Here is a 24,039-nt window from a genome sequence, read left to right as displayed (position 1 = left end):
ATTCGAGCGCTTCACGACCTCGTCATCGTGTCGGCACCATCAGCGGCGCCCTGCGACCCAGCCAACCCGAGATCTTCTCCATCTGCGCGGCGAGCGACAAAAGCGTCTCCTCGTCGCCCGGACGGCCGGCAGCCTGGACGCCGATCGGCAGGCCGGCGTCGGTGACATGGACCGGCAGGGCGATCGATGGCTGGCCGCTGACATTCTGGATCGCCGGCCAATGGGTGAACCAGAGGCTCTTGTCCATCAACTGGCCGAAGAACGGCTTCAGCTTCAGCAAGGGCGTCAGGTGAAGCTTGTCGAGCAGGTTCTCGATGAGGTCGTCGGCGCCTTTCGGATCCATTGCGCCGCAGGCAAGCGGCGGGTGGGCAATGATCGGCATCAGCACGGCGTCATACTGCGCGGTCTCTGCGATCAGCCGCCGTGAGGCGGCATGCAGCCGCTGCAGGTCGGCATAGGTCTCGCCGGCCGACACCAGTTCGCCGAAGCGGGCGAGCACGCGCGTCGCCCGCTCGATGTCGCCGGCAACGGAACGGCCGACGCGCAGCGCTTCGGCCCGCATCGTGCCAGCGACGGCGGAGGCAACCGTTCTGCAGAAATCGGCGAAGAAATCGCGGCCGATAAAGGGCAAGTCGATCTCCTCGACCGTGTGGCCGCCCTCGCGGGCAAGCGCCACCGCCGTGTCGAGCGCCTCGAGCGTCTCGTCCGAGATCGGCAGGCGAAGCGGCGATTTGCGGTACACGGCCAGGCTGAGCTTGCCGGGATCGCGCGCGGCGGCAGCCGCGAACGTGCCTTTCGGCCGCGGCGCGGCATAGGGCGACAGAGGATCGGGCCCGTGGGTCAGGTCGAGCAGCAGCGCGCAATCGCGCACCGAACGGGTGAGCGCATGGTCGACGACCATGCCGTACCAGCTTTCGCTCACCAGGGGCGTCAGCGGTGTACGGCCGCGCGACGTCTTCAGGCCGACAAGTCCGGTGCAGGCGGCAGGCACACGGATCGAGCCGCCGCCATCGGAGGCATGCGCCACCGGCACGACGCCGGCTGCGACCAGTGCTGCCGAACCGCCCGAAGAGCCGCCGCTGGTATGGCCGGTGTTCCACGGATTGCGGGTGATGCCAAAGGCCCTGGATTCGGTCATCAATCGAAGCCCGTGCTCCGGCGATGTCGAGGTGACGATCGGGATAAGTCCGGCAGCGAGATAGCGGTCGGTCAGCGCCGAATTGACGTCGGCCAGCCATGCCGGAATGCGGCTGCCGCCATGCGTCGGCACGCCCTTGATGGCGATGCCGAGATCCTTGATGGCGAAGGGAACACCAGCCAGCGGCAGCGAGGGGTCGACGGTCTTGGCGCGGACGCGGGCGGCATCGTAGAGCGGTTCGGCCGTGGCATTGATGTCGGGACGGGTGGCCTCGGCGCGGGCAATCGCGGCGTCGGTCAGTTCGACGGCCGAAACCTCGCCCTTGCGGACCAGATTGGCGAGGCCGGTGGCATCTTCTTCCCAAAGGATCCGTTCGACCGACATGCGCGCTCCCCCACCAATGAAGGCAAGCTAGCCAGTGGCAATTCCATTGGCAATCGACCGACGGATCCGGGCCGGTGACACACAAAAGCTTAGGCGTGCACAAGGTTATTTCCGTCGTTGCAAATACATGGCAATCGCCTAATTTGCCTGCAATGACGCCGCAGGACATCACCAAGCTGATCGTTCGGACTTCGATGAAGGATCGGGCCGCGTTCGATCTGCTTTACCGGCAGACCAGCGCGAAACTTTTTGGCGTCTGTCTTCGTGTATTGAACGACCGGGGAGACGCGGAAGAAGCGCTGCAGGAAGTCTTCGTCAAGATATGGACGAAGGCCGACCGTTTTGCTGTTTCCGATCTAAGCCCGATCTCCTGGCTGGTGGCAATCGCGCGCAATCATGCGATCGATCGCATCAGAGCGCGGCGCAAACCCGCCGCCGACATCGATGCCGCGCTCGACGTGGCCGATCCGGCGCCGGGGCCTGAAGCGATGGCGGTGGCGGGCGACGAATCCGAACGTATCCACCATTGTCTCGATGAGCTGGAGAAGGACCGGGCAGCAGCCGTCCGGGGCGCCTATCTCAAGGGCGAGAGCTATGCCGAACTGGCGGAGCGCCATGGCGTGCCGCTGAACACGATGCGTACATGGCTGCGCCGCAGCCTGTTGAAACTCAGAGAATGCCTGGAAAGATGACGCTGGCAGAAGACACAGGACCGGAACGTGGAGGCGACGACCTGCTCGCCGCCGAGTACGTTCTCGGCGTGCTCGATGCCGACGAACGCCAGATCGTCTCTCGCCGCATTGATGCGGATACGGCTTTCGCCCGTCTTGTCGAGGACTGGGAGGTCAGTCTCTCACCGCTTGCCGCCGCCTATCGGGAAGTCGAGCCGCCGGTTTCGGTGAAGACCGCGGTCGACCGCCGCCTGTTCGCTACCGCTGCCGCGGTGAGCAGGCCCGCCGAAGTGCGCGGCGGCCTGTGGTCCAGCCTGGCCTTCTGGCGCGGCCTTGCCGCAGCCGCGGTTGCGGCACTGGCGATTTACATCGCCGTGCCCATTCTCAACCCACCGGTCGAGCAGCCGCAGGCGCGACTCGTCGCTTCGCTGGCCGCCGAAGGCAGCGACGTCAAATATCTTGCCGTCTACGACGCCGCGCATCACGAAGTCGGCCTGTCGCATGTCTCCGGTGAGCGTGCTTCCGGCAAGGACTTCGAGCTGTGGATGATCGAGGGCAAGAACCCGCCGGTCTCGATGGGCGTCATTCCGGCAGGTGCAACGGCGCATATTATCGTCTCGCCGGCGGCCCATCAGAAACTTGCCCAGGGCGCGGTGCTTGCCGTCAGCCTCGAGCCGTCGGGCGGTTCGCCGACCGGACAGCCGACCGGACCGGTGGTTGCCGCTGGCGACCTGAAGAGCATCTGACCGGCTCTTCACCTGAAAATCACAACAGACTATCATAAGTCTATCCTTCGCTGAACATGCCCGTAGACAGCATGTCGGCGGGCGGCCGATGGCTCGGGAAATCCCTCTGGCGCCATGGATAAAATCAAAAATCACAATATTTCTGAAACTCGGGCGAGTTTGTTCCGTATCTCCTCGCGTCCCCAAAAATGGGAAGAGAAAAACCCGAGGAGTTCGACATCATGCGTAGATACGCCACCCTTTTGCTCGCCGGTACGATCGCCGTTTCGGCCCTTGCCACCGCCGCCTACGCCGAAAACCCGATGGTTGGCGGCGCCGCCATGTATGCCAACAAGAACATCGTCGAGAACGCCGTGAACTCGAAGGATCACACCACCCTGGTCGCCGCCGTGAAGGCCGGCGGCCTTGTCGAGACGCTGCAGGGCGCCGGTCCGTTCACCGTGTTCGCGCCGACCAACGAAGCCTTCGCAGCCCTTCCGGCCGGTACGGTCGAGACGCTGCTCAAGCCAGAAAACAAGGACAAGCTCACCAAGATCCTGACCTGCCATGTCATCGGCGCCAAGGCGATGGGAGCAGATGTGGCCGCGATGGCCAAGGCTGACGGCGGCACCCACAAGGTCAAGACGGTCGGCGGCTGCGAATTGTCGCTCAAGGCCGACGGCGGCAAGGTCACGGTCACCGACGAGAACGGCAATGTCGCCAATGTGACGATCGCCGATGTCGAACAGTCCAATGGCGTCATCCACGTCATCGACAAGGTTCTTTTGCCCAAGATGTAACAAGGGGCTTGCTGCCGGCGAACTGACGGCAAGGACCCTCCGTCGATTGCACGATCCCGCTCCCGTGATCCGCAATTGGCCCGTGCACTTCGCGCCCGCCTGCATTCGGATGTGGGAGGGCGCGGAGTGTTCGTTCGAGGGGCTACCGTCACCGGCTTTTGATTTCCGCGCGGTGGTGTAGTTTGGCAAAAGGACATCAGGAGGAACTGGTCATGAACCGTCGCGACTTTCTTTTGAGCGGTGCCGCCGCCATCGGCGTGATCGGGGCCGCGGCAACGATGCTGCGCATGGGCGATCCGCAGGCAGCACAAGCGGCCGAGAGCTTCGAGGTCGTCAAGACCGACGCCGAGTGGAAAGCCATCCTGTCGCCGGCCGCCTTCGACGTGCTGCGCAAGGAAGGCACGGAGTACCCCGGCACCAGCCCGCTGCTCAACGAACACCGCAAGGGCATTTTCGCCTGTGCCGGCTGCGACCTGCCGGTCTATTCGTCGGAGACGAAATTCGATTCCGGCACCGGATGGCCGAGCTTCTGGCAAGAGATCCCCAAGGCGATCGGCACGACCGTGGACAGGTCGCTCGGCATGACGCGTACCGAGGCACATTGCCGCCGCTGCGGCGGCCATCTCGGCCATGTCTTCGACGACGGTCCGGCGCCGACCGGCCTGCGCCACTGCATCAACGGCGTCGCGCTGACCTTCAAACCGGCCACGGCCTGAGTCCATAGACTCGAATGCAAAAACTCCGGGCTTGCGGCCCGGAGTTTTTTACGCGGTCAGAGCTTTTCGGGCGTGGACTGGAGGAGCTTCCCGAAACCGCTGCCCACGTACCTTGTCTTGTCGCAATCTCCAAGGGAAAGCGCTGCGCACTTTTCCTGGAATTGCTCCGTATCAGTGCCCCCCACCGCCGCCGCCACCCGGTGCGGCCGGCTTGCGGATCAGCATGGTGAACAGGCCAAGCGTCGCAAACAGCACCGTCAGCATGAAGAACACGTCCATGAAGGACAGCAGCGCCGCCTGCTGCTGGACCATGCCAGACAACTTGGAGATCGCAGCGCTTGTGGCGTCGAGGCCGGGGGTCTGCTCGAAATTGCGGGTCATGTTCTGCAGCTTGGTCTGCGCGGCTTCACTGCCCCATTGCACATGCTCGGAGAGCCTTGCGTAGTGGAAGGCGTTGCGGTCGATCAGCACGGTGTTGATCAGCGCAAGGCCGACGGCACCGCCAAGGTTGCGGGTGAGATTGAACAGGCCGGACGCGTTCTTCAGCCGCTCGGGCGGCAAGGTGCCGAGCGCGATGTTGTTGATCGGAACCATGCACAGCATCATCGAACAGCCGCGCAGGATCTGCGGGATGAGCAGCTCATAGAAATCCCAGTCGGCGGTCAGATGCGTCATCCACCAGGTGCCGGTGGCGAAGCCGAAGAAGCCGATCATCATCATCAGGCGCGGGTCCATCTTGTTCGACAGGATGCCCGAGATCGGCGCGGTGAAGAACATCGCCAGGCCGCTGACGAACAGAGCCTCGCCGATCATCATCGAATCGTAGCCGCGGATGCGCCCGAGGAACACCGGGTAGAGATAGGTCAGGCCGTAGAGACCGATGCCGATGACGAACGAGAACAGCGAGCCGAAGGCGAAGTTGATGTTGGTGAAGGCCTTCAGGTCGACGATCGGCTCCTCGGCGGTGAACACGCGCCAGAAGAACAGCACCGCGCCGACGGTCATGACGACGGCGCAGATGAAGACGCCCTGGTCCTGCAGCCAGTCATTGTTGGGGCCTTCCTCGAGCACATATTCCATGCAGCCCAGGAAAGCCGCCATGCCGGCGAGGCCCCACCAGTCGAACTTGCTGAACAGCTTGAGGTTGGGCTTGTCGAAGTCGATCAGCGTCCAGGCCGCCGTTGTCACCAGGATGCCGGGCACGACGTTGACCAGGAACAGCCAATGCCAGGACATGGCATGGCTGATATAGCCACCGACGGTCGGGCCGATGGTCGGCGCCAGCGTCGCCACGAGGCCGATCATCGGCGAGACGACGGCGCGGCGCGAGGGCGGGAAGATGGTGAAGGCAGCGGCAAAGACGCTCGGTATCATGCCGCCGCCGATGAAGCCCTGGACGGCGCGGTAGACGATCATCTGGTCGATGTTGGTGGCGGTCGCCGCCAGCGCACTGGCCGCGGTGAAGCCTGCCGCCGAGATGGTGAACAGCACGCGCGTCGACAGCATCCGGCTGAGAAAGCCCGACAGCGGGATCATCACCACTTCGGCGATCAGGTAGGCGGTCTGCACCCACGGAATTTCGTCGGAGCTGGCGCTCAGGCCGGCCTGGATCTCCGACAGCGAGGCGGAGACGATCTGGATGTCGAGGATGGCCATGAACATGCCGAACACCATCGCCAGGAAGGCGATGACGCGCCGCGTCGAAATGGTGTCAGGCACAGCCGGCCTCGCCGGCGGCGCTCCTGCTGTCAGGGTTGCGGTTGCCATGGCATTGCTCCCCGGCCGCCGCTCAATTCGACGCTGCCACTGACGCCGACCCGGATGGGGCGGTGCGGCTGTCGACGGCGACGACGACGCTCAGGCCGGCGCGCAGCTTACCGCTCTTCAGCGCATCGGCCGGCACATCGATGCGGACCGGAACGCGCTGCACGACCTTGGTGAAGTTGCCGGTGGCGTTTTCGGGCGGCAGCAGCGAGAACACGGCACCCGAAGCCGGCGCCAGCGACGAAACGGTTCCCTCGAAGTCCTGGCCGTCGGTCGCATCGACCGAGATCCTGACCTTCTCGCCGGGAACCAGCCGGGCAAGTTGTGTCTCCTTGAAGTTGGCGACGATGTAGAGCTTGTCCATCGGCACGATGACGGCGAGCTTCTGGCCGGGGCTGACAAGGTCGCCCTGCTCGACCGAGCGGTTGCCGACGATGCCGTCATATGGCGCCTTGAGCACGGTGAAGGAAAGATCGCGCAGCGCCTTGTCATGGCTGAGCTGCAGGGACGCCAGCGTGCTCGCCGATTCCGCGCGCTGCGCCTGCAGCACGCCGATATTGGCTTGCGCGGCGGCGATCTGTGCGTCGGCGCCGACAAGGGCGGCATCGGCCTGCTGGACCGCGGTCTGGGCGTCGTCCAGCTGCGCCTGTGTGCCGACATGGGTCTTGAGCAGCTGCGAGGCGCGCGCCGCGACCTTGGCTGCGTTGTCGGCCGCGGCCTGGTCGGCGACCTTCTGCGCCTGGGCCTGCTGCAGCGAGGCGCGGGCCGCGTCGGTCTGGGCGTCGATACGGTCGAGCGTCTTGCTCAAGGTGGCGATCTGCGCCTCGGCCTGGGCGACGGCAATCTTGTAATCGCCGTCATCGACGACGAGCAGCGGATCGCCGGCCTTGACCAGCTGGTTCTCGCTGACCTTGACCTGATCGACATAGCCGGAAATCTTGGGCGAGATGAACGCCATGTCCGCCTGGACATAGGCATCGTCCGTCGAGATCATGAAGCGGCCCGTTGTCCAGTAGTCGTACCCATACCAGGCGCCGGCGCCCAACAAGGCAACACCGATGACCGGCAGCAGGAAGGAACGCACCGAACGCTTCTTCCTGGCCGGAGCCTCTGCCGGCGGCGACGAGACGGGCTGGACAGGTACTTCCGGTGCTTCCGTCGCCGGCGCAACCTTGGCGTTAGGGAAGGGACGGACTTCGGCAGTGGTCGGCGCGTTCGAGGACATGACATCTCTCTAAAGTTATAATATAATACTGAACCGTTCGGTTCGATCCGGCCGTTGACATAGCGCGTAAAGAGGACCATATCAAGGGCAATCGAACCGCTTGGTTCGAATTATTTTCGAGGTGTGACTTTCATGGCCGAGACCCCGCCCAATGTCGAAAACGAGTCGTGTGACGACCTGTTGGAAAGCTTGCGTCGTGGCCGCCCGGCCGCGGGGCAGGATCCGGCCAAGCGCAGCCAGATCATCGACGGCGCCCGTCGTGTCTTCATCGACAAGGGCTTCGAAGCCGCCTCGATGAACGACATCACCCGCGAGGCCGGTGTCTCCAAGGGTACGATCTACGTCTACTTCGCCAACAAGGAAGAGCTGTTCGAGGCGCTGATCGAGGAAGAGCGCGGCACCATCTTCAAGAACATGTATGACGTGCTGGACAATGCCGACAACCTGCGCGAGACGCTGGTGAAGTTCGGCAAGGTGCTGGCTCTCAAGATCACGTCGGCCAAGGTCGTCCAAGCGCAGCGCACGGTGATCGGGGCATCAGACCGGATCCCCGACATGGGCGCGCGTTTTTACGAGCGCGGTCCCAAGCGTGGCCACGACAAGGTCGCGGCCTTTCTCAATGCCGCCATCGAGCGCGACCTGCTGCGCATCGACGATGTCGATCTTGCCGCCTATCAGTTCACCGAACTGTGCCTGGCCGGTCTGTTCCGCCAGTGCATCTTCGCCTACCGCACCAAGGCCCCGACCCAGGACGAGATCGACCACATCGTCAGGTCAGGCGTCAGCATGTTCCTGAAGGCCTACGGCACCGAAAGGCTTGTGGCGGAAGAAGGCCATCAGACGATTGCTATCGAGGCCAAGCCCTAGCCAGACCATGCTCTAACTCTTTGTTTAGACGCAATTCTGGACGGAAAACCGCTTCACACTTTTCCTAGAATTGCTCTAAGGTGCGGATGCTTTAGCCGCCATTGGCGGCAAGCACGATGGCTGCCTGCAATTCCTGAAGGCCCTCGGCCTTTTCAGAAGAGGTGGCCAGCACGAACGGGAACGCCGCCGGCCGCTTCTTGATCTTTGCCAGCGTCTCCTCGATCAGCCTCGGCACGCCGGCAGTCTTGATCTTGTCGGTCTTGGTCAGCACGATCTGGTAGGACACCGCCGCCTTGTCGAGCAGCGACAGCACTTCGTCGTCCTTGGCCTTGATGCCATGACGGGCGTCGATCAGCACATAGACGCGTTTCAGCGTGACCCGGCCCTTGAGGTAATCGAAGACCAGCTTGGTCCACTCGTCGACCTTCTCCTTCGGCGCGGTGGCGTAGCCGTAGCCGGGCATGTCGACCAGCGCCAAGGGCGGCAGGTCGGCGCCCTCGCCCGAAAATCCATCCGGCACGAAATAGTTGAGCTCCTGCGTGCGCCCCGGCGTGTTGGAAGTGCGCGCCAGCCCCTTCTGGTTGACCAGCGCATTGATCAGCGACGACTTGCCGACATTCGAGCGGCCGGCAAAGGCGATTTCCGGCGGCCCTTCCGGTGGCAGGAACTTCATCGCCGGCACGCCGCGGATGAAGATCCACCCTCGCGTAAACAGTTCGGTGCCGATTATGCTGCTGTTCAGAGCGTTCAAGCTGCTGCCTCCAGAAGAGAAATATTGGCACCCCGGATAGCATCGAGGTTGCGGCTGACCTTGTCTACCGGCCAGTCCCACCACGCCACCGCCAGTAGCCGCCTGATTGTCCGGTCGTCGAAACGCATCTTTACCACCTTGGCCGCGTTGCCGGCGACGATCGCATAGGGCGGCACGTCGTGCGTCACCACTGATTTCGCAGCGACGATGGCGCCGTGGCCGATTTCCACCCCGGGCAGGATCACCGCCTCCATCCCGATCCAGACGTCGTTGCCGACGATGGTGTCGCCGCGCACCTCCTTCGACCAGGTCGCCGGGTCAAAACCCTTTTCCCAGCCATGGCCGAAAATATTGAACGGATAGGTCGAAAAGCCGGACATGGCGTGGTTGGCGCCGTTCATGATGAAGCGCGCGCCCTCGGCGATGGCGCAGAACCTGCCGATGATCAGCTTGTCGCCTATGAACGGATAGTGATGCAGGACGCATTTCTCGGCAAATTTGTCCGGCCCGTCGGGGTCGTCATAATAGGTGAAGTCGCCGATCTCGATGTTCGGCGCGTTCACCAGTCCCTTGAGGAAGCCGACGCGGGTATGCATCGGGATCGGGTGCTTGATGTCTGGGTTGGGTCCGTCCATGTCGAAATCCGTCAGAGAAATGGCCGCCAGGTGCATCCGAAACTCGAATGCGCCCGTTCAAAATAGCGTGATCCGCCCTATAGCACCAATCGGGCGACGAGCGAGCTTTCCTTGACGGCCTTGCTCATTTGCTGCCGCGGCAAATCACGATCGGATCGGACAGCGCACTGTCGAAACCGCTGCCCTGATAGACGGTGACATTCGTGGCGCCGGGCGGCAGCATGAAGCTGCCTTCGACGATTTTCTGGTCGCCGGCCGGCATGTGGAGAGCCCAGCTATAGGTGCAAAACTGAGGCGGCGCCTGGGGTTCGACGTGGCTGCAGTTCAATTGCGCGCCACCCAGCATGGCGGCGCCGCCGCAACTGACGGCGCCCTTTGCGAGCGCAATGCCCGGCCATCCCGCAATGGCCGCCACGGTCGCGATCTTCAGCCAATTCATCGTCGTATCCTTGCCCGGCAACAGCCCGCTACCTGAGCCTTTGGGTGGGTCGCAGCCCATGCGTCATTTTTTCCAGGCGGGCTTAGTCCGTCTTGCGCACCGCGTCCAGCAAGATTATGTGCATGATGATAATAAGCATGCTCACTAACAGTCGCGCCGAAAAACTCCAGTACCTCCCATGCCATCGTCACCCAACATCAGCTTCGTGCTGCACGATGTCGCGCGCCTGCTTCGAAAGCGGTTCGAGCAGAGGTCGCGGGCATCGGGGCTGACCCGCGCCCAGTGGCAGGTGCTGGCCTATCTCAGCCTGCATGAAGGCATCCACCAGAACAAACTGGCGGACCTGATCGAGATCACGCCGATCACGCTCGCCCGGCTGCTCGACAAGATGGAAGCAAGCGGCTTCATCGAGCGCCGGCCCGATCCCGCTGACCGCCGGGCATGGCTGCTGTACCTGAAGCCGCAAGCCCATCCGCTGATCGAAATCATGCGCGGCAATGGGCGGAAGACGCGTGACGAGGCCTTTGTCGGCCTTTCCGCGGATGCGCAACTGCATCTGCTGCAAACCCTATCCCTCATCAAATCCAATCTGCTCGCGGCTTGCGCCCAGCCTGCCGCCGACCGGGAGAAAACACATGGCTGAATCAACCTCACCAAAGAAGCCTGTCGAAGAAGACGGATCCGCCGCCGACCGGGCGCGCGACCAGGTCATCCGGCTGGACAGCGAACGCGAGCAAAGGCGAGCCAGCACCGTCATCGACAATGACGAGCTCGAAGCACCGGTCGCCCTGGAGCCGGCGGCGCTCGAGGCTCCGTCCAAGGAGCCACGCCAGGCCGGGGTTGCGGTGGCGCCTCCGGCGCCGGTCAAGCCCAAGCGCGGCCGGGCACGGCCGATCCTGTTTGCCCTGCTTCCGTTCGCGCTGGTCGTCGGCGGCTATTACTACGTCATCGGCGGCCAGGTCATGACGACCGACAATGCCTACATCCAGGCGCAGTCGCTCGGCGTTTCCACCGATGTCTCCGGCACTGTGTCCGAGATCGACGTGCACGAGAACGAGGCGGTGAAGAAGGACCAGGTGCTTTTCCGGTTGCGGCCGGCCTCTTTCGAAACCGCTCTTGCCGCCGCCCAGGCACAGCTCGGCACAGTGCGCAACCAGGTGCTGACCTTGCAGGCGAGCTACCAGCAGTCGCAGGCGCTGATCGAGCAGGCGCAGGCCGACATCCCCTACTACGAGGCCGCTTTCCAACGCCAGCAGGATCTGCTCAAGACCTCCACCTCCTCCAAGGCGACCTTCGACAGCGCCCAGCACGACCTCGTCGCCGCCCGCCAGAAAGTGTCCGTTGCCCAAGCGCAGGCACAGGCGACACTTGCCCAGCTCGGCGGCGACGCCAGCCAGCCGGTGGAGAAGAACCCGTTCTATCTCCAGGCGCAGTCGGCGGTGGACGACGCCCAGCGCAACCTTGCCGATTCCATCGTCAAGGCGCCATTCGACGGCATCGTCACCAATGTCGACGCGCTTCAGGTCGGCAAGTACCTGCCGGCTTCGCAGCCGGCGTTCAGCCTGATTTCGGCGACCGAGCTGTGGATCGCGGCGGAGCCTAAGGAAACCGAACTGACCTATGTGCGGCCGGGACAGACGGCGACGATCAGCGTCGACAGCTATCCCGGTGCCGTCTGGCACGGCAGGGTCGCCTCGATCAGCCCGGCGTCGTCGTCGAGCTTCTCGCTGCTTCCGGCGCAGAACACCACCGGCAACTGGGTCAAGGTCGTGCAACGCATTCCGATGCGCGTGACGGTGGACGATCTCCAGGGCAAGCCGCCGCTGCGCGGCGGGATGAGCGTCGTGGTCGGCATCGATACCGGCCATGCGCGCGGCCTGCCGGACTTCGTGACGGACCTCCTCGGTCGGTTCGGACAAAAGTCATGACCGGCGCGTCCGCGACAGGTGGCGTGGTCGCCAATCGCGGCGCCATCACCGCCTGCGTAATCCTGGCCGTGATCATGCAGGCGCTGGATACCACCATCGCCAATGTGGCGCTGCCCTATATCCAGGGCAGCGTTTCGGCCAGCGCCGACCAGATAAACTGGGTGCTGACGTCCTACATCGTCGCGGCAGCCGTCATGACGCCGCCTTCGGGCTATCTTGCCAATCGCTTCGGCCGCAAGCGCATCCTGCTGATCTCGATCACCGGCTTCGTCGTCGCGTCGGTGCTGTGCGGCTTCGCGCAGTCGCTGCCGCAGATCGTCGGCTTCCGCCTGCTGCAAGGCCTGTTCGGCGCAGCCCTGGTGCCGCTGGCGCAGAGCATCCTGCTCGACATCTACAGCGTCGAGGAGCGCGGCTCGGCGATGGCGCTGTTCGGCGTTTCGGTGATGGTCGGGCCGGTGCTCGGGCCGGTCATCGGCGGCTGGCTGACCGAGAATGTCAGCTGGCGCTGGGTGTTCTACATCAATGTTCCGATCGGGGCCCTGGCTTTCGCCGGCGTCTCGATGTTCGTCCAGGAAACCAAGACGGACCTCAAGGCCAGGCTGGACTGGCTGGGCTTCGGCATGCTCAGCGTCACCATCGCGTCGCTGCAGATGTTCCTCGATCGCGGCGAGCAGCTCAACTGGTTCTCGTCGTCCGAGATCATCGTCGAGGCGCTGATCTGCGCGTCGGCCTTCTACGTCTTCCTCGTCCACACCTTCACCGCCAAAAACACCTTCGTGAACCCGCGGCTGTTCCTCGACAGGAATTTCGCCGTCGGCATGATCTTCATCTTCATCATCGGCATCACCTATCTGGCCTCGCTTGCCCTGATGACGCCCTATCTGCAGACGCTGATGGGCTATCCGGTGGTGACGGCCGGCATCGTCATGGGGCCGCGCGGTCTCGGCACCATGGCTTGCATGTTCCTGGTCGGCAGGCTGATCGGCAAGGTGGACACACGCTGGCTGCTTCTAACCGGCCTGCTGGTCACCGCCTGGGCGATGTACGACATGACCGGCTGGACGCCTGACGTCTCGCAATGGACGATCATCAGCACCGGCTTCATCCAGGGCGCGGGCCTGGGTTTCCTGTTCGTGCCGCTGACCACCATCACCTTCGCCACGCTGGCGCCGGAGCGGCGCGCGGAAGGCACAGGCCTTTACAATCTGTCACGAAACATCGGCTCCAGCGTCGGCATCTCGGTGGTCACCGCGCTGTTGACGCAGAACGTGCAGATCAACCACGCCAACATCGCCACCTATGTGACACCCTACAACCAGGCGTTCAGCAATCCGGCGATCTTCCAGGCAATGGATCCCTACAGCGCCGCGGGCCGCGCCGCGCTCGACGGCGTGGTCACGCTGCAGGCCACGATCATCAGCTATATGAACGACTTCAAGCTGATGATGATCCTGTCGCTTGCCGCCATTCCGCTGGTTCTGTTGCTGCGCAAGCCGGCGACTCCGGCCAAGATCGACCACAGCGCCGTGATGGAGTGACGACGCTCGAAACTTATCCGGCTGCACAGGCAACAGCCAAAAAGAAACCGGGGTCCTGTGAGGGACAGGACCCCGGCCAATGCCGATACGACTTCCCAAGAAACATGGCACCTCGTCATGAGGCGGGGATGGCAGGCCCGAGAAAGCCCCAACGGACCTGCCTTGATCCCCTTTGCCGGAAGCCGTTCGTTACTTCGGCAACAGCACCTTGTTGACGACATGGATGACGCCGTTCGACTGGTTGACGTCGGCGATCGTCACTCGCGCCTCGCCGCCTGACTCATCCATGATGTAGAGCTTGCCCTTCTTGACTTCGGCGGTCAGCGTGTCACCGGAGACGGTCTTCATCTCGTATTTGCCGCCCATCGCCTTGGCCTTCTTCATCATCTCGGCGCCCGAAATCTTGCCGGCCACGACATGCGCGGTCAGCACCTTGGTGAGCTTGCCCTTGTTCTCCGGCTTCAGCAGCGTGTCGACGGTGCCCTTGGGCAGTTTCGCAAACGCCGCGTTGGTCGGGGCAAAGACTGTGAACGGGCCAGCGCCCTGCAGCGTGTCGACCAGGCCGGCGGCCTTGACCGCGGCGACCAGCGTCGTGTGGTCCTTCGAATTGACGGCGTTCTCGACGATGTTCTTGGTTGTGTACATCGGCGCGCCGCCGACATTCGGGTTCTTGGCATAGGCGGGCGCGGCAATCGCCACGCCGGCGACGAGTGCGGAAAGGGCGATGATCCTGAATGACGGCAAGCGCATGTGGTCTTCCTCCGTGTGAGGGCTGATCGGAATTGATAGCCTTTGGAAACGCACAGGCAGTCACGCCGCCGAGGGGGCGCAAGTTTCGCCGATCACGGGAACGTGATGCCGGAGCTGCTTAAACGAAAAGCCCCGCGCGAGGCGGGGCTTTGAAGGCTGGAGAAAGCGCTGCGCCTTCTATTCGGCCGGTGATGGTTTCTTTCGGAACAGCGCGACCAGATTGTCCCACAGCTCGATCTTGGCACCCTGGCGCTTCATGATGATGCCCTGCTGGAGGATCGACAGCGTGTTGTTCCAGGCCCAGTAGATGACCAGGCCGGCCGGGAAACCCGCCATCATGAAGGTGAAGATGACAGGCATCCAGGTGAAGATCGCAGCCTGCGTCGGATCCGGCGGCGTCGGGTTCATGCGCATCTGCAGGAACATGGTGACGCCCATGATCAGCGGCCAGACGCCGATCATCAGCATGTGCGGCAGGGTGACCGGGATCAGGCCGAACAGGTTGAACAGCGACGTCGGATCGGGCGCGGCCAGATCCTGGATCCAGCCGAAGAACGGCGCGTGCCGCATTTCGATGGTGATGTAGAGCACCTTGTAAAGCGAGAAGAAGACCGGGATCTGCAGTGCCACCGGCCAGCAGCCGGCAAGCGGGTTGATCTTCTCGGTCTTGTACAGCTCCATCATCGCCTGCTGCTGCTTCATCTTGTCGTCCGCGTATTTCTCGCGGATCTCGAGCATTTTCGGCTGCACCTTCTTCATGTTCGCCATCGACGCGTACGACTTGTTGGCGAGCGGATAGAAGATGGCCTTGACGATGACGGTGGTGGCGAGAATGGCCAGGCCGAAATTGCCGAAGAATTTGTAGAGCGTGTCGATCAGCCAGAACATCGGCTTGGTGATGAAGTGGAACCAGCCCCAGTCGATCAAAAGGTCGAACCGCTTGATATGACGGTCTTCCGCATAGGCGTTGATCTTGCCGACTTCCTTGGCGCCCGCGAAGATCTCGCTCTCCACCGTCGCCGACTGGCCGGCATCGACGGTGATCGGGTCGGTGAGGAAGTCGGACTGGTAGCGATGGCGGCCGTCCTCGAAATAGGCATAGCGCGGCTGGAACGGCTGCTTCTCGGTCGGCACCAGCGTCACCGCCCAGTATTTGTCGGTGATGCCGAGCCAGCCGTCGGTCGACTTGCCCGGCGTGAACTGCTTGTCCTTCTCGATGGACGCGTATTTGTGTTCCTGCAGGCCTTCCGTGCCGGTGAAGCCGATCAGGCCCTCATGCAGCACATAGGTGCTGGCAACGAGCGGCTTGTCGAAGCGGGTGACGCGGCCGTAATTGGACAGCGAGACGGCGGCCGTGCCGGCATTCTGCACCGTGTCGGACACCGTGAACATGTAGTTGGTGTCGACGGAAAAGGTGCGCTTGAAGGTCAGGCCCTTGTCGTTCGAATAGGTCAGCGTGACCGGGGTCGTCGGCGTCAGTGTCGCATTGCCGTCGATAGCCCACACTGTTTCGGGACCGGGCACCGCGCCGGTCTTGTCGTTGCCGACGAAGCCGATCTCGGCATAGTAGCCATTGGGCAGTGCCGCCGGGTTGAGCAGGCTGATCTCGGGCGAGTTCTTGTCGACCGTCTCGGTGTAGTGCTTGAGCTTGAGGTCGTCGAGACGGGCACCGGTCAGGTTGATCGAACCCTCAAGGCTCGGCGTGTCGATCTTCGCGCGGGTCGTCGTGGCGAGCGCCTGTTCGCGGCCGGCCGGCGTCACGGCATCGGTGCCGGGTGCGTTGGGAATGGCGCCAGGGGCGGCGGGCGTTCCGGTGTCGGTACCGGGATTGGTGCCGGCGGCCTTCTTCTGCTCCTCGACGCGCTGCTGTTCGACGCGGGCGGCCTCGCGCTGCGCTTCGCTGCGCGGCAACACATAAAAATATTGCCATACCGCCAGGATCAGCACCGACAGCGCGATGGTGATGAAGAAGTTCCGGTTGTTTTCCATCGAAAGCCCTTGGCCTATCGTGTTCCGCGCAGTCGGCGGGAGAGTTCGGCCTTCAACTGGCCGAACGGAGTGGTAAGCACGTCTTCGCGCCCGACGATGACATAGTCATTGCCAGGCGCCATGTCACTTGCGGCGTGCGTACGGACGGCTTCTCGCAGCCGCCGCCGGACGCGGTTGCGGACAACCGCATTGCCGACCTTCTTGGTGACGGTGTAGCCGACGCGCGGCGACAGGCCGTCGCCGCGGTCGAGAACTTCGACGAGAAAAAGCCGCCCGCGTCGTTTTTCACCACGACGGACAGCCAGGAATTCCGCGCGCTTCAGAAGCCGCTTGGGATTTGGTCCCACTGGCTTGCCGGATGCGGGCAACGATCTCGTCTTCCGTTCAGGCGCTGAGCCGCTTGCGACCGCGGTTGCGGCGAGCTGCGACGACGCCGCGACCACCCTTGGTGGCCATGCGGGCACGAAAGCCGTGCCGACGTTTGCGGACGAGTTTGGACGGTTGGTAGGTACGCTTCATTTGTTTTAATACCGCGGGGTGCGGCCCTTCTTGATTCTGTCACTGTGTAACAGGAGCTTTGCCGGGCCGGCTTTGGCGCGATCGAAACCGCGCCGGGACGAATGGCCCGAGCGTGTGCGGGCTTATAGAAAGAAGGCTTTTGGAAGTCAATCCGGAGTCGTCGGGCCGAAAGCTTCGCCATTCAGGCCGGTTTATGTTTGCGACCAAGGATGAAATTGGCAAAAAAGCCGTAATCGCCTAATCTGCGTTGATCAAGTGATCGTGAAGACATTAGCCGCATGAGCGAAACCATACAGGCACAGGAAGGGATCGGCACGGCGGGGTCCACCGAGGCGCCGGCCAGCGTGCGCACGGTGCCGCTGTCGCGCGGCCTGTCGACCAAGCTGCTGCTGCTGACCATCGTCTTCGTGCTGCTGGCCGAAGTGCTGATCTTCCTGCCCTGGATCGCGAGCTACCGGCTGAACTGGCTGAAGGAGCGGCTGAGCACGGCGGCGGCGGTGTCGATCGTGCTGGTGCAGGGTGAACCCACCTCGCTGTCGCGCACGGCGCAGAACGACGTGCTGATGGCGATCGGCGCCAAGGCGATCGCGGTGCGCGACGGAGGCGTCTCGCGGCTGCTGGTGGTGGCCGAAATGCCGCCGAAGGTCGACGAACACATCGATATCGCCTCGATCGGCATGATCAAGGGCATGACCGGTGCGCTCGACACGTTGTTTTTCGGCGGCGACCGTATGCTGCGCGTCTTCGGTCCGGTCGGCGACTCGGACAAGGAGTTCGAGCTGATCATGCCCGACAACAGCCTGCGCAACGCGATGCTGCGCTATTCGCGCAACGTCGCCTTCGTCTCGCTGCTGATCTCGCTGTTCACCGCCATGCTGGTCTACGCCGCCATCGACCTGATCATGATCGGACCGATCCGGACGATGACGCGCTCGATGCTATCTTTCTCCGAAGCCCCTGACGATCCCGGGCGGATCATCCATCCGGCTGCCCGCGCCGACGAGATCGGCGTTGCCGAGCGCGAGCTGTCGCAGATGCAGGAACGGCTGCAAAAAATGCTCTCCGAGCAGAAGCATCTTGCCGATCTCGGCCTGGCGGTTTCCAAGATCAACCATGACATGCGCAACATCCTGGCTTCCGCGCAGCTGATGTCGGACCGCTTGCGTCAGGTCAAGGATCCGACGGTGCAGGCCTTCGCGCCGAAACTGCTGCGCGCGCTCGACCGCGCCGTGTCTTATTCCGAAGGCGTGCTTCACTACGGCCGCACGCAGGAGCCGCCGCCGGCGCGCCGACGCCTGAGGCTGCGGCAACTGGTCGAGGACGTGCACGGCCTGCTGGACATCGAGCAAGGCATCGAGTTCGTCAATTCGGTCGAGCCGGCCTTCGAGGTCGATGCCGATTCCGACCAGTTGTTCAGGGTGCTGACCAATCTGTGCCGGAATTCCGTGCAGGCGATGGCGGCCGACAGTGAAAGCGCCCTGGTGCGCCGCCTGGCGGTGTCGGCCGTGCGCCTGGGCAGCGTCAGCCGCATCGCCGTCAGCGACACCGGCCCCGGCCTGCCGCCCAAGGCGCGCGAAAACCTGTTCGCGGCCTTTCGCGGCTCGGCGCGCAGCGGCGGCACCGGCCTTGGCCTGGCGATCGCGCACGAACTGATCCGCGCGCACGGCGGCACGGTCGAGCTGGTCGAGAGCATTGGCGGGCGCACCACATTCGCCGTCACCATCCCCGACCAGCCGGTCCGGCTCGACCAGGCCCGCAACGGCCTGCGCCGCCCGGCGTGACGGTTTAGAGCGCCGGGTCGCCCGGCCCTCTTGTCCTCTGGCCCGATGCTTCTTCCAATGAGCAGGAACCGGCTCAACTTCGGACCGTTGCCATCTGCCGGAATCCCAGCCTTCATCACCAACCAAGGCACTTGTGACAAAACTTTTGCCGGATCGGCTTGCTTTTCCGAAATTCAGTCGCTAGGGAACACGTCTCGTCGCGACCGGTCGTTTACGATCGGATTGCGGGGTCATGGAAAGCATGGCCTGTTGCGCGCCCGTAGCTCAGCTGGATAGAGCACCAGACTACGAATCTGGGGGTCAGGAGTTCGAATCTCTTCGGGCGCGCCAAACAATTATATGAGACCGTTGGGATTTCCGACCTTTTCTATGTTGCCTTCAACAGCCTAGAGGGGAACAAAAAGCCGTAAAAATCCCGGAATGGGGCTCAAAGCCCCACGGATACTCCCACTAATTTCATATGCGGTTCACTGGCTGTCCTACTCTCATCGAGGGTGACAAACCGTGAGGAAGCCATTCTCGGGCAGCCTCACGGAACGGGTAGCAGTTGCGCATTGCCGATCTTCCCGCCATCTATGCAAGAAGGCGCGGGGATCAATCAAGGCAATGCTTAAACCCTTTGGGAAGTGGTTCGTTACGAATTGGGAACGGGTCTTGTTTGTGATCGTCGGCTTGGCCCTGCTCGGCGCGAGCCTGACATTGATCTATCAGGAAAAAGTGACAGAAGCCGCCGCAGTCTTTGGCCTTGGCTTTCTCAGCTTTCTCTACGCCAACGTTTCGCGCTTCAAACGCTTCAAAGGGCTGGGCTTTGAAGCGGAGCTTTGGGAGGACAAGCAGAAAGAAGCCGCTGACCTCATTGAACGCTTGCGCGATATCGTTTCGATCTACACGCGGGAAGTTATACTTGGAAAGGTGAAGGCGGGGCGTATCGGGGTTGCAGGAAAGTGGAATGATCATTGGAAGCTCTATGATGATCTTGTCACGCAGCACAACACCCTTGGACAGAAGGTCGATTTTTCGGACATCAAAAAGGAAATGGATGACACTTTCCTTTTCGACATGACGATGCCCGAAATCAGGAAACTAAGAGCCGCTACGAATAAAGGAAAAGAGGCTGCAAGGCAAAGGATCGAGCAGGAGTTTGGAAGTCCCGTCCGTGACAATGAAGGCTACAATCGGCGCTGGGCGCAGTTTCGCGAGATACCTGAAGACATCAAAGACCCCTTCAAGATTTCGATCAAGGAGGATTTGGCAGGTTACGCCTTGAAGGTCTGGCGGGAAACCAAAGAACGGCTCAAACGAGATTTTGACGTGGACGCGGATGTTGACCAAAAGGTCCTTGATCGGTTCGTAACAATCTCAAAGCTCTATCAGTCCCGACCGGTTCAAGTGACGGACGAAATGATCGCATGGGCGAACCGGGAGGACTGAAATACTCCTTGCGCTTCAGTTCAAGTTCGGCAGACCTCATAGATCTCATGCGGACGACCTAGCTGGTCATGAACTCAGCCTGTTCATCGTGCCAGCCCTTCATCCACCTTTCACGGCGACCGCTATCCGTATAGGGGCATTTGCGCAGCGGGACGTGGCGTCGACAGGCTTTCTGCCCCTCTTCATAGACCGACCCGCCACCGTGAAGGTGCTCTTGTAAAAGGGCGGCACTGATTGTTGACTTCGGCATTTCATTGTCTCCGGTTTGAGTGCCGGAACATGGGAACGCGGCGACGGGGCAACAATCCGCAATTTTCGAACATCTATGGGAAAAGCGTCGACCTGTCCGTTACTTCCTTCTCCATCATATAATTGTTCCGCACGACCGGAGGTCCTAAGTGACGCTTGAAGAAGCTATTGCCGAGCATATGCAGCTAATCGACTTGGAGCTTCAGGTGGAGGAGCTCCCACTTTGGCAACGTCCGCTTAGGGCTTCAATCAAGTTCGTTCTAGAAAGCATTCTGGACATTCGGGGCGACACGAAGGAGGATTTTGCAGGGAAACCATGGTTTGCGGTGATCTTCCACCATATTGAGACATGGTATCGCGATACCTACGGAAGTGCTTTTGATCAGAGTAGCGGGGAGGGTTTTGCGTCGGGCGTAGTGCTTGTTCGGCATGTCCCGATTGAAATCCGCGTTCCACTAACACGCACCACGCCGGGGACACCTGGTGAAACCGTTTGGCTTCATTTCCCCCTTGGCATTGAACAGGGCGAGACGCCCACCGACTGGCTCGTAAACCCGCCCAACCTCGCGAAGATAGACCTGACGGAAAGCCGAAAACTGAAAACGAGGACGACGGCGGTGGCCACCGCCTTGCGCAGGATCAGAATGAACACGATGGGAGTGACCGCGCCGGATCATGAAATCACGGAATTGATTGATGGGGTTCTTTCTGATCTTCAAAACGCGGCAATAGGTCTGCTTACTGATAGTGATACCGCAAGGGGCGCTGCAATGTGGTCGATGCAGATGGCAATCGAACGGACGATAAAGGCATTCATTCTTCAAAAGACAGGCAGAAAGTATCGTGAAACCCACGACCTTTTTTACCTTTACGACGACGCGCTTCCGCATTGTTCCGGCATCAACCGCGGCCTCCTAAAGAAGCTCCCCAATTCACGCGAGATGATGGAAGGACGGTACGGTCTGGGTACGAAATGGACAATCCGCTATGCGACGGAAGCCTACTTCGCGGCGCTCATGCTCATTTCCGAGTTCTCAGCCCGGTATGATCGCAAGATAAGTGTCGGCGGCAGTCGGGTCCACCTCAAGCGTCCACCTTGGCTCACCTTGCCGAAGCCTGTCACAACCTAGGACTATTTCCCCCTACTTCTTTTTCACAGCCGCGAGCTGGTCGGACTGAATTTCCATGATGGAACGTGTTTCGGGTTTCCATACCGTCGACGCGCTGCATGCGATTTAACAGGAAAAATAGGCGCGCTATGTACCCCATGGATTATATGGTTCGACGATTGTGACCGCTGGCGTTCGACCGCGCACGGCAGGCGGAACCAACGGAGCCTGAATTGACATCCATCACTACCACCAAGCGAGCACTTATCACCGGGGCCGGAGCGGCCGACGGCATCGGCTTTGCCATTGCCCGGCAGCTCGGCCAAGCCGGCCATGCCGTTTTTCTCACCGGTGCCAGTGCACGTGTGCTCGATCGCGCCGTTGAGCTCCGTGCAGAAGGCATCGATGCCAGGGCCGCAATCGCCGATCTCACCATCGCTGCCGATGTCACGCGGCTGCGGGCCGATGTCGGCGCGGTCGATATACTGGTCAACAATGCCGGCATGGGCTCGCTGGCATCGCCATCGGTCGACAAGGCGTTTCTCGCCATGACCGAGGCCGACTGGGATCAGGGGATCGACGTCAGCCTGAAGACGGCATTCCTCGTCACGAAGGCGTTTCTGCCGGCGATGGTCGAAGCGGGCTACGGGCGCATCGTCAATGTGGCGTCGGTCACCGGGCCGCTGGTGTCTTTCGAAGGCACATCAGCCTATTCCGCCGCCAAGGCCGGCATGGTCGGCCTGACACGCACGCTGGCGCTCGAAGTGGCGAAAAGCGGCGTGACCGTCAATGCCGTGGCTCCCGGCTGGATCGAAACAGGGTCGTCGAGCGAGATGGAGCGGCAAGCCGCCCTGAATACGCCGCCGGCGCGGGCCGGGCGACCGGATGAGGTGGCCGCCGCGGTCGTGTTCCTGGCCTCGGAAGGCGCCAGCTATGTCAACGGCGCCCTGCTGGTGGTCGATGGCGGCAACAGCCTTCAGGAGCGCAAGGGCTGAAGCCGTTTAACGCGTCGGGTGCGAGAATTCAGCCTTTGCCCGAGCTTTTGCCTGCCCCCGGCGCTTCCGGCCTGAGATAGACGGCCAAGCAGCAGCAACAGATCGCCAAGCCCGCGACTGGATATTTCAGGGCGACCAGCCCCGCCAGCGCGAATAGACAGAGCGTCGCGAGCGACCGGATGCGCATGCGCTTGCGCACCGCGAGCGGAACCGCGTTCTCCGGCATCGGGTCGATGAGTTCGCGGATCAGAAGAATGTAGGTCAGGTTCACCAGGAAGAAGACGGCGGCATAGAAGGCGACCGGCTGCGGCGCCAGCTCGCTGACCGCCATCCACGCGGTCGCCAGCGGCAGCAGCGAAACCGAGAACAGATGTGCGAAATTGTACCACATCAGGCTGGCTGTCGCCTCCCTGGCGTGGCGTAACAGATGATGATGGTTCGCCCAGACGATGGCGATGAAGAGATAGCTGACGCTGTAGCTCAGCCATGTCGGCCAGAGCTCCAGAAGCGCCTTGAACGTCGGCAACTCCGGCGGGCGCAAGTCGAGGACCAGCACCGTGATGAGGACGGCGAACACGCCATCCGAAAATGCGCTCAACCGATCGAGCCCTGTCGAGGGAAGCACTGGACCGTCCTCGTCGCAGTTCGTGAGACATATAGTAGTGCTGTCGATAGCAATATCCATATGGACCATCTGACGCCGCCACCAGCGCCGCTCAGGACGCCTTGGCCAGAAAACTCTGGTAGTCCGATTTCGCCTGCAGCAGGCGCAGCACATTGTCGCGCGAGCCCCTTACGTGGGCGCGGGCCAGCGTGCCGGCTCGGGCGGCATCGCCGGCGCAGATCGCCTCGACGATCTCGGCATGCTCGTCGCGGGCGATCTTCCATTCGTCGAGCCACAACAGTTCGGTCCAGACATAGTGCTGGCACTTGTCGAGGATGCCGCACAGCATGCCATGCAGCATCGCATTGCCGCTGATTTCGGCGATGACGCGGTGCAGGTCGATGCCGACTTCGAGCTCCTGGAATTTTTCGCGCGTGGTGCGCTCCGGAATGGCGGCCAGCCGCTCGCATTCGGCCAGCATGACACGCAGCCGCGCCTTGTCCTGTTCCGTCGCAGCAGCGGCGGCCAGTTCCGTCGCGTGGCCGTCGAGCAGTTCGCGGATCTCGAAGGCCTCGCGGAACATGTTGATGTCGAACTCGGTGACGACATAGCCCTGGCGCGGCCGGCCGGTGACCAGGCCGTCGCGCTCGAGGCGGTTGAAGGCCTCGCGCACCGGCGTGCGGCTGACATTGAGTTTTGCGGCGATGTCGTTCTCGGTGACGCGCGATCCCGGCGGGATCTGGCCGGTCACGATCATCGCCTTGAGCGCGGAATAGACCGAGTCGCGCAGCGTGTTTTTGGTTTCCTTGGCCAAGTTCCGTTTCCAGTTCTCCGGTCTTTCTGCCGGCATACGTTCTCACGCATAGCTGTATTCAAAGTCGGCGCGGTTTGCCACGCTCCGGCGCCCCATCTCCCAGCCCGGGTCGACGACCCCAGGCGCGCCGATCGGTGTTGACATCGCTGATCCCGAAGCTACACTTTAAATTGTATACAAAATAGCATGCGAAATCAAAAACAATGGGAACACCGGT

General features: G+C 62.2%; 24 protein-coding genes and 1 tRNA gene. 13 read left to right on the top strand and 12 right to left on the bottom strand.

Annotation, left to right across the window (positions count from 1 at the left end; genetic code table 11):
- Positions 1–22: 22 nt before the first annotated feature.
- Entirely contained in the window at positions 23–1,522 is a 1,500-nt protein-coding gene (locus tag EN932_RS00475; RefSeq protein WP_127370182.1) for an amidase, read from the bottom strand.
- Between the two features lie 152 nt (positions 1,523–1,674).
- Between EN932_RS00475 and EN932_RS00470 the strand changes: the two genes are divergently transcribed.
- The 4 genes from EN932_RS00470 to msrB all read left to right on the top strand — a co-directional run bounded on the left by EN932_RS00470 (position 1,675) and on the right by msrB (position 4,434).
- Positions 1,675–2,214 carry a sigma-70 family RNA polymerase sigma factor gene (locus EN932_RS00470; protein ID WP_013528490.1) on the top strand — a complete coding sequence of 180 codons (540 nt, stop codon included), beginning with the start codon at positions 1,675–1,677 and terminating at the stop codon, positions 2,212–2,214.
- A complete protein-coding gene (locus tag EN932_RS00465; protein WP_013528491.1) occupies positions 2,211–2,939 on the top strand; it encodes an anti-sigma factor in 729 nt (242 codons plus the stop codon). Before EN932_RS00470 ends, EN932_RS00465 begins: the two co-directional genes overlap by 4 nt.
- Before the next feature lie 221 nt (positions 2,940–3,160).
- Positions 3,161–3,718, top strand: a complete 558-nt coding sequence (locus EN932_RS00460) for a fasciclin domain-containing protein (RefSeq protein WP_127369973.1) — start codon at positions 3,161–3,163, stop codon at positions 3,716–3,718.
- A gap of 212 nt (positions 3,719–3,930) precedes the next feature.
- Positions 3,931–4,434, top strand: a complete 504-nt coding sequence (gene msrB, locus EN932_RS00455; protein WP_013528493.1) for a peptide-methionine (R)-S-oxide reductase MsrB — start codon at positions 3,931–3,933, stop codon at positions 4,432–4,434.
- A gap of 171 nt (positions 4,435–4,605) precedes the next feature.
- Here the strand turns inward: msrB and EN932_RS00450 are convergent, their stop codons facing one another.
- Together EN932_RS00450 and EN932_RS00445 are read right to left on the bottom strand one after the other, a co-directional pair.
- Positions 4,606–6,201 carry a DHA2 family efflux MFS transporter permease subunit gene (locus EN932_RS00450; protein ID WP_024502091.1) on the bottom strand — a complete coding sequence of 532 codons (1,596 nt, stop codon included), beginning with the start codon at positions 6,199–6,201 and terminating at the stop codon, positions 4,606–4,608.
- A gap of 22 nt (positions 6,202–6,223) precedes the next feature.
- On the bottom strand, positions 6,224–7,423 hold the full coding sequence (locus EN932_RS00445) for an HlyD family secretion protein (RefSeq protein ID WP_013528495.1): 1,200 nt from the start codon (positions 7,421–7,423) through the stop codon (positions 6,224–6,226).
- Between the two features lie 132 nt (positions 7,424–7,555).
- Between EN932_RS00445 and EN932_RS00440 the strand changes: the two genes are divergently transcribed.
- On the top strand, positions 7,556–8,290 hold the full coding sequence (locus tag EN932_RS00440; protein WP_013528496.1) for a TetR/AcrR family transcriptional regulator: 735 nt from the start codon (positions 7,556–7,558) through the stop codon (positions 8,288–8,290).
- 91 nt (positions 8,291–8,381) lie between these two features.
- Here EN932_RS00440 and yihA read toward each other — a convergent pair whose 3' ends face one another.
- The 3 genes from yihA to EN932_RS00425 form a co-directional block, all read right to left on the bottom strand.
- Positions 8,382–9,041, bottom strand: a complete 660-nt coding sequence (gene yihA, locus EN932_RS00435; RefSeq protein WP_024502094.1) for a ribosome biogenesis GTP-binding protein YihA/YsxC — start codon at positions 9,039–9,041, stop codon at positions 8,382–8,384.
- Positions 9,038–9,676, bottom strand: a complete 639-nt coding sequence (locus EN932_RS00430) for a CatB-related O-acetyltransferase (RefSeq protein WP_027161114.1) — start codon at positions 9,674–9,676, stop codon at positions 9,038–9,040. The genes yihA and EN932_RS00430 overlap by 4 nt, the downstream gene beginning before the upstream one ends.
- Before the next feature lie 124 nt (positions 9,677–9,800).
- Positions 9,801–10,091, bottom strand: a complete 291-nt coding sequence (locus tag EN932_RS00425; RefSeq protein ID WP_245483243.1) for a hypothetical protein — start codon at positions 10,089–10,091, stop codon at positions 9,801–9,803.
- 202 nt (positions 10,092–10,293) lie between these two features.
- On the opposite strand from EN932_RS00425, the gene EN932_RS00420 reads away from it, so the two are divergent.
- Genes EN932_RS00420 through EN932_RS00410 form a run of 3 tightly spaced genes read left to right on the top strand, consistent with a single transcriptional unit; the run spans position 10,294 to position 13,581 of the window.
- On the top strand, positions 10,294–10,758 hold the full coding sequence (locus tag EN932_RS00420) for a MarR family winged helix-turn-helix transcriptional regulator (protein ID WP_013528500.1): 465 nt from the start codon (positions 10,294–10,296) through the stop codon (positions 10,756–10,758).
- The gene (locus EN932_RS00415) at positions 10,751–12,043 is read left to right on the top strand and encodes an HlyD family secretion protein (protein ID WP_127369021.1); all 1,293 of its coding nucleotides are present in this window, start codon (positions 10,751–10,753) and stop codon (positions 12,041–12,043) included. The genes EN932_RS00420 and EN932_RS00415 overlap by 8 nt, the downstream gene beginning before the upstream one ends.
- Entirely contained in the window at positions 12,040–13,581 is a 1,542-nt protein-coding gene (locus EN932_RS00410; protein ID WP_127369020.1) for a DHA2 family efflux MFS transporter permease subunit, read from the top strand. The genes EN932_RS00415 and EN932_RS00410 overlap by 4 nt, the downstream gene beginning before the upstream one ends.
- Positions 13,582–13,770: 189 nt before the next feature.
- On the opposite strand, the gene EN932_RS00405 is transcribed toward EN932_RS00410, so the two are convergent.
- The 4 genes from EN932_RS00405 to rpmH form a co-directional block, all read right to left on the bottom strand.
- Positions 13,771–14,331 carry a fasciclin domain-containing protein gene (locus EN932_RS00405; protein ID WP_063169715.1) on the bottom strand — a complete coding sequence of 187 codons (561 nt, stop codon included), beginning with the start codon at positions 14,329–14,331 and terminating at the stop codon, positions 13,771–13,773.
- A 177-nt stretch (positions 14,332–14,508) separates the two neighbouring features.
- The gene (yidC, locus tag EN932_RS00400) at positions 14,509–16,320 is read right to left on the bottom strand and encodes a membrane protein insertase YidC (protein ID WP_063169714.1); all 1,812 of its coding nucleotides are present in this window, start codon (positions 16,318–16,320) and stop codon (positions 14,509–14,511) included.
- A 14-nt stretch (positions 16,321–16,334) separates the two neighbouring features.
- Positions 16,335–16,688 carry a ribonuclease P protein component gene (gene rnpA / locus EN932_RS00395; RefSeq protein WP_013528505.1) on the bottom strand — a complete coding sequence of 118 codons (354 nt, stop codon included), beginning with the start codon at positions 16,686–16,688 and terminating at the stop codon, positions 16,335–16,337.
- Between the two features lie 16 nt (positions 16,689–16,704).
- Positions 16,705–16,839 (bottom strand): 50S ribosomal protein L34, encoded by a 135-nt coding sequence (gene rpmH, locus EN932_RS00390; protein ID WP_008833937.1) that lies wholly within the window; start codon positions 16,837–16,839, stop codon positions 16,705–16,707.
- Positions 16,840–17,117: 278 nt separating this feature from the next.
- Here rpmH and EN932_RS00380 point away from each other — a divergent pair, with 278 nt between their 5' ends.
- From EN932_RS00380 to EN932_RS00360, 5 genes are all read left to right on the top strand, one after another.
- Positions 17,118–18,620, top strand: coding sequence for a HAMP domain-containing sensor histidine kinase (locus EN932_RS00380; protein WP_013528506.1), 1,503 nt, complete (start codon positions 17,118–17,120; stop codon positions 18,618–18,620).
- A 253-nt stretch (positions 18,621–18,873) separates the two neighbouring features.
- Positions 18,874–18,950, top strand: a tRNA-Arg gene (locus tag EN932_RS00375).
- 324 nt (positions 18,951–19,274) lie between these two features.
- On the top strand, positions 19,275–20,051 hold the full coding sequence (locus EN932_RS00370) for a hypothetical protein (protein ID WP_127224211.1): 777 nt from the start codon (positions 19,275–19,277) through the stop codon (positions 20,049–20,051).
- A gap of 398 nt (positions 20,052–20,449) precedes the next feature.
- The gene (locus EN932_RS00365) at positions 20,450–21,430 is read left to right on the top strand and encodes a hypothetical protein (RefSeq protein WP_127224210.1); all 981 of its coding nucleotides are present in this window, start codon (positions 20,450–20,452) and stop codon (positions 21,428–21,430) included.
- Between the two features lie 212 nt (positions 21,431–21,642).
- Positions 21,643–22,404, top strand: coding sequence for an SDR family NAD(P)-dependent oxidoreductase (locus tag EN932_RS00360; RefSeq protein ID WP_127369480.1), 762 nt, complete (start codon positions 21,643–21,645; stop codon positions 22,402–22,404).
- Between the two features lie 28 nt (positions 22,405–22,432).
- Here the strand turns inward: EN932_RS00360 and EN932_RS00355 are convergent, their stop codons facing one another.
- Positions 22,433–23,002, bottom strand: a complete 570-nt coding sequence (locus EN932_RS00355; protein WP_027161123.1) for a TMEM175 family protein — start codon at positions 23,000–23,002, stop codon at positions 22,433–22,435.
- 118 nt (positions 23,003–23,120) lie between these two features.
- Complete coding sequence (locus EN932_RS00350; protein ID WP_245461027.1) at positions 23,121–23,822, bottom strand: GntR family transcriptional regulator; 702 nt, start codon at positions 23,820–23,822, stop codon at positions 23,121–23,123.
- Positions 23,823–24,039: the final 217 nt, after the last annotated feature.

Source organism: Mesorhizobium sp. M7A.F.Ca.US.002.01.1.1, assembly GCF_004022955.1.
Taxonomy (GTDB): Bacteria; Pseudomonadota; Alphaproteobacteria; order Rhizobiales; family Rhizobiaceae; genus Mesorhizobium; species Mesorhizobium ciceri.
Note: the sequence above shows the minus strand (reverse complement) of the source record. Positions and strands in the feature narration are given on the sequence as shown.

Coding starts and splice junctions, on each gene's coding strand:
- EN932_RS00415 (WP_127369021.1), top strand. CDS start 10,751: ATGGCTGAATCAACCTCACCAAAGAAGCCTGTCGAAGAAGACGGATCC.
- EN932_RS00465 (WP_013528491.1), top strand. CDS start 2,211: ATGACGCTGGCAGAAGACACAGGACCGGAACGTGGAGGCGACGACCTG.
- EN932_RS00475 (WP_127370182.1), bottom strand. CDS start 1,522: ATGTCGGTCGAACGGATCCTTTGGGAAGAAGATGCCACCGGCCTCGCC.
- yidC (WP_063169714.1), bottom strand. CDS start 16,320: ATGGAAAACAACCGGAACTTCTTCATCACCATCGCGCTGTCGGTGCTG.
- EN932_RS00380 (WP_013528506.1), top strand. CDS start 17,118: ATGAGCGAAACCATACAGGCACAGGAAGGGATCGGCACGGCGGGGTCC.
- EN932_RS00450 (WP_024502091.1), bottom strand. CDS start 6,201: ATGGCAACCGCAACCCTGACAGCAGGAGCGCCGCCGGCGAGGCCGGCT.
- EN932_RS00470 (WP_013528490.1), top strand. CDS start 1,675: ATGACGCCGCAGGACATCACCAAGCTGATCGTTCGGACTTCGATGAAG.
- EN932_RS00405 (WP_063169715.1), bottom strand. CDS start 14,331: ATGCGCTTGCCGTCATTCAGGATCATCGCCCTTTCCGCACTCGTCGCC.
- EN932_RS00440 (WP_013528496.1), top strand. CDS start 7,556: ATGGCCGAGACCCCGCCCAATGTCGAAAACGAGTCGTGTGACGACCTG.
- EN932_RS00460 (WP_127369973.1), top strand. CDS start 3,161: ATGCGTAGATACGCCACCCTTTTGCTCGCCGGTACGATCGCCGTTTCG.
- EN932_RS00420 (WP_013528500.1), top strand. CDS start 10,294: ATGCCATCGTCACCCAACATCAGCTTCGTGCTGCACGATGTCGCGCGC.
- rpmH (WP_008833937.1), bottom strand. CDS start 16,839: ATGAAGCGTACCTACCAACCGTCCAAACTCGTCCGCAAACGTCGGCAC.
- EN932_RS00410 (WP_127369020.1), top strand. CDS start 12,040: ATGACCGGCGCGTCCGCGACAGGTGGCGTGGTCGCCAATCGCGGCGCC.
- EN932_RS00445 (WP_013528495.1), bottom strand. CDS start 7,423: ATGTCCTCGAACGCGCCGACCACTGCCGAAGTCCGTCCCTTCCCTAAC.
- EN932_RS00430 (WP_027161114.1), bottom strand. CDS start 9,676: ATGGACGGACCCAACCCAGACATCAAGCACCCGATCCCGATGCATACC.
- msrB (WP_013528493.1), top strand. CDS start 3,931: ATGAACCGTCGCGACTTTCTTTTGAGCGGTGCCGCCGCCATCGGCGTG.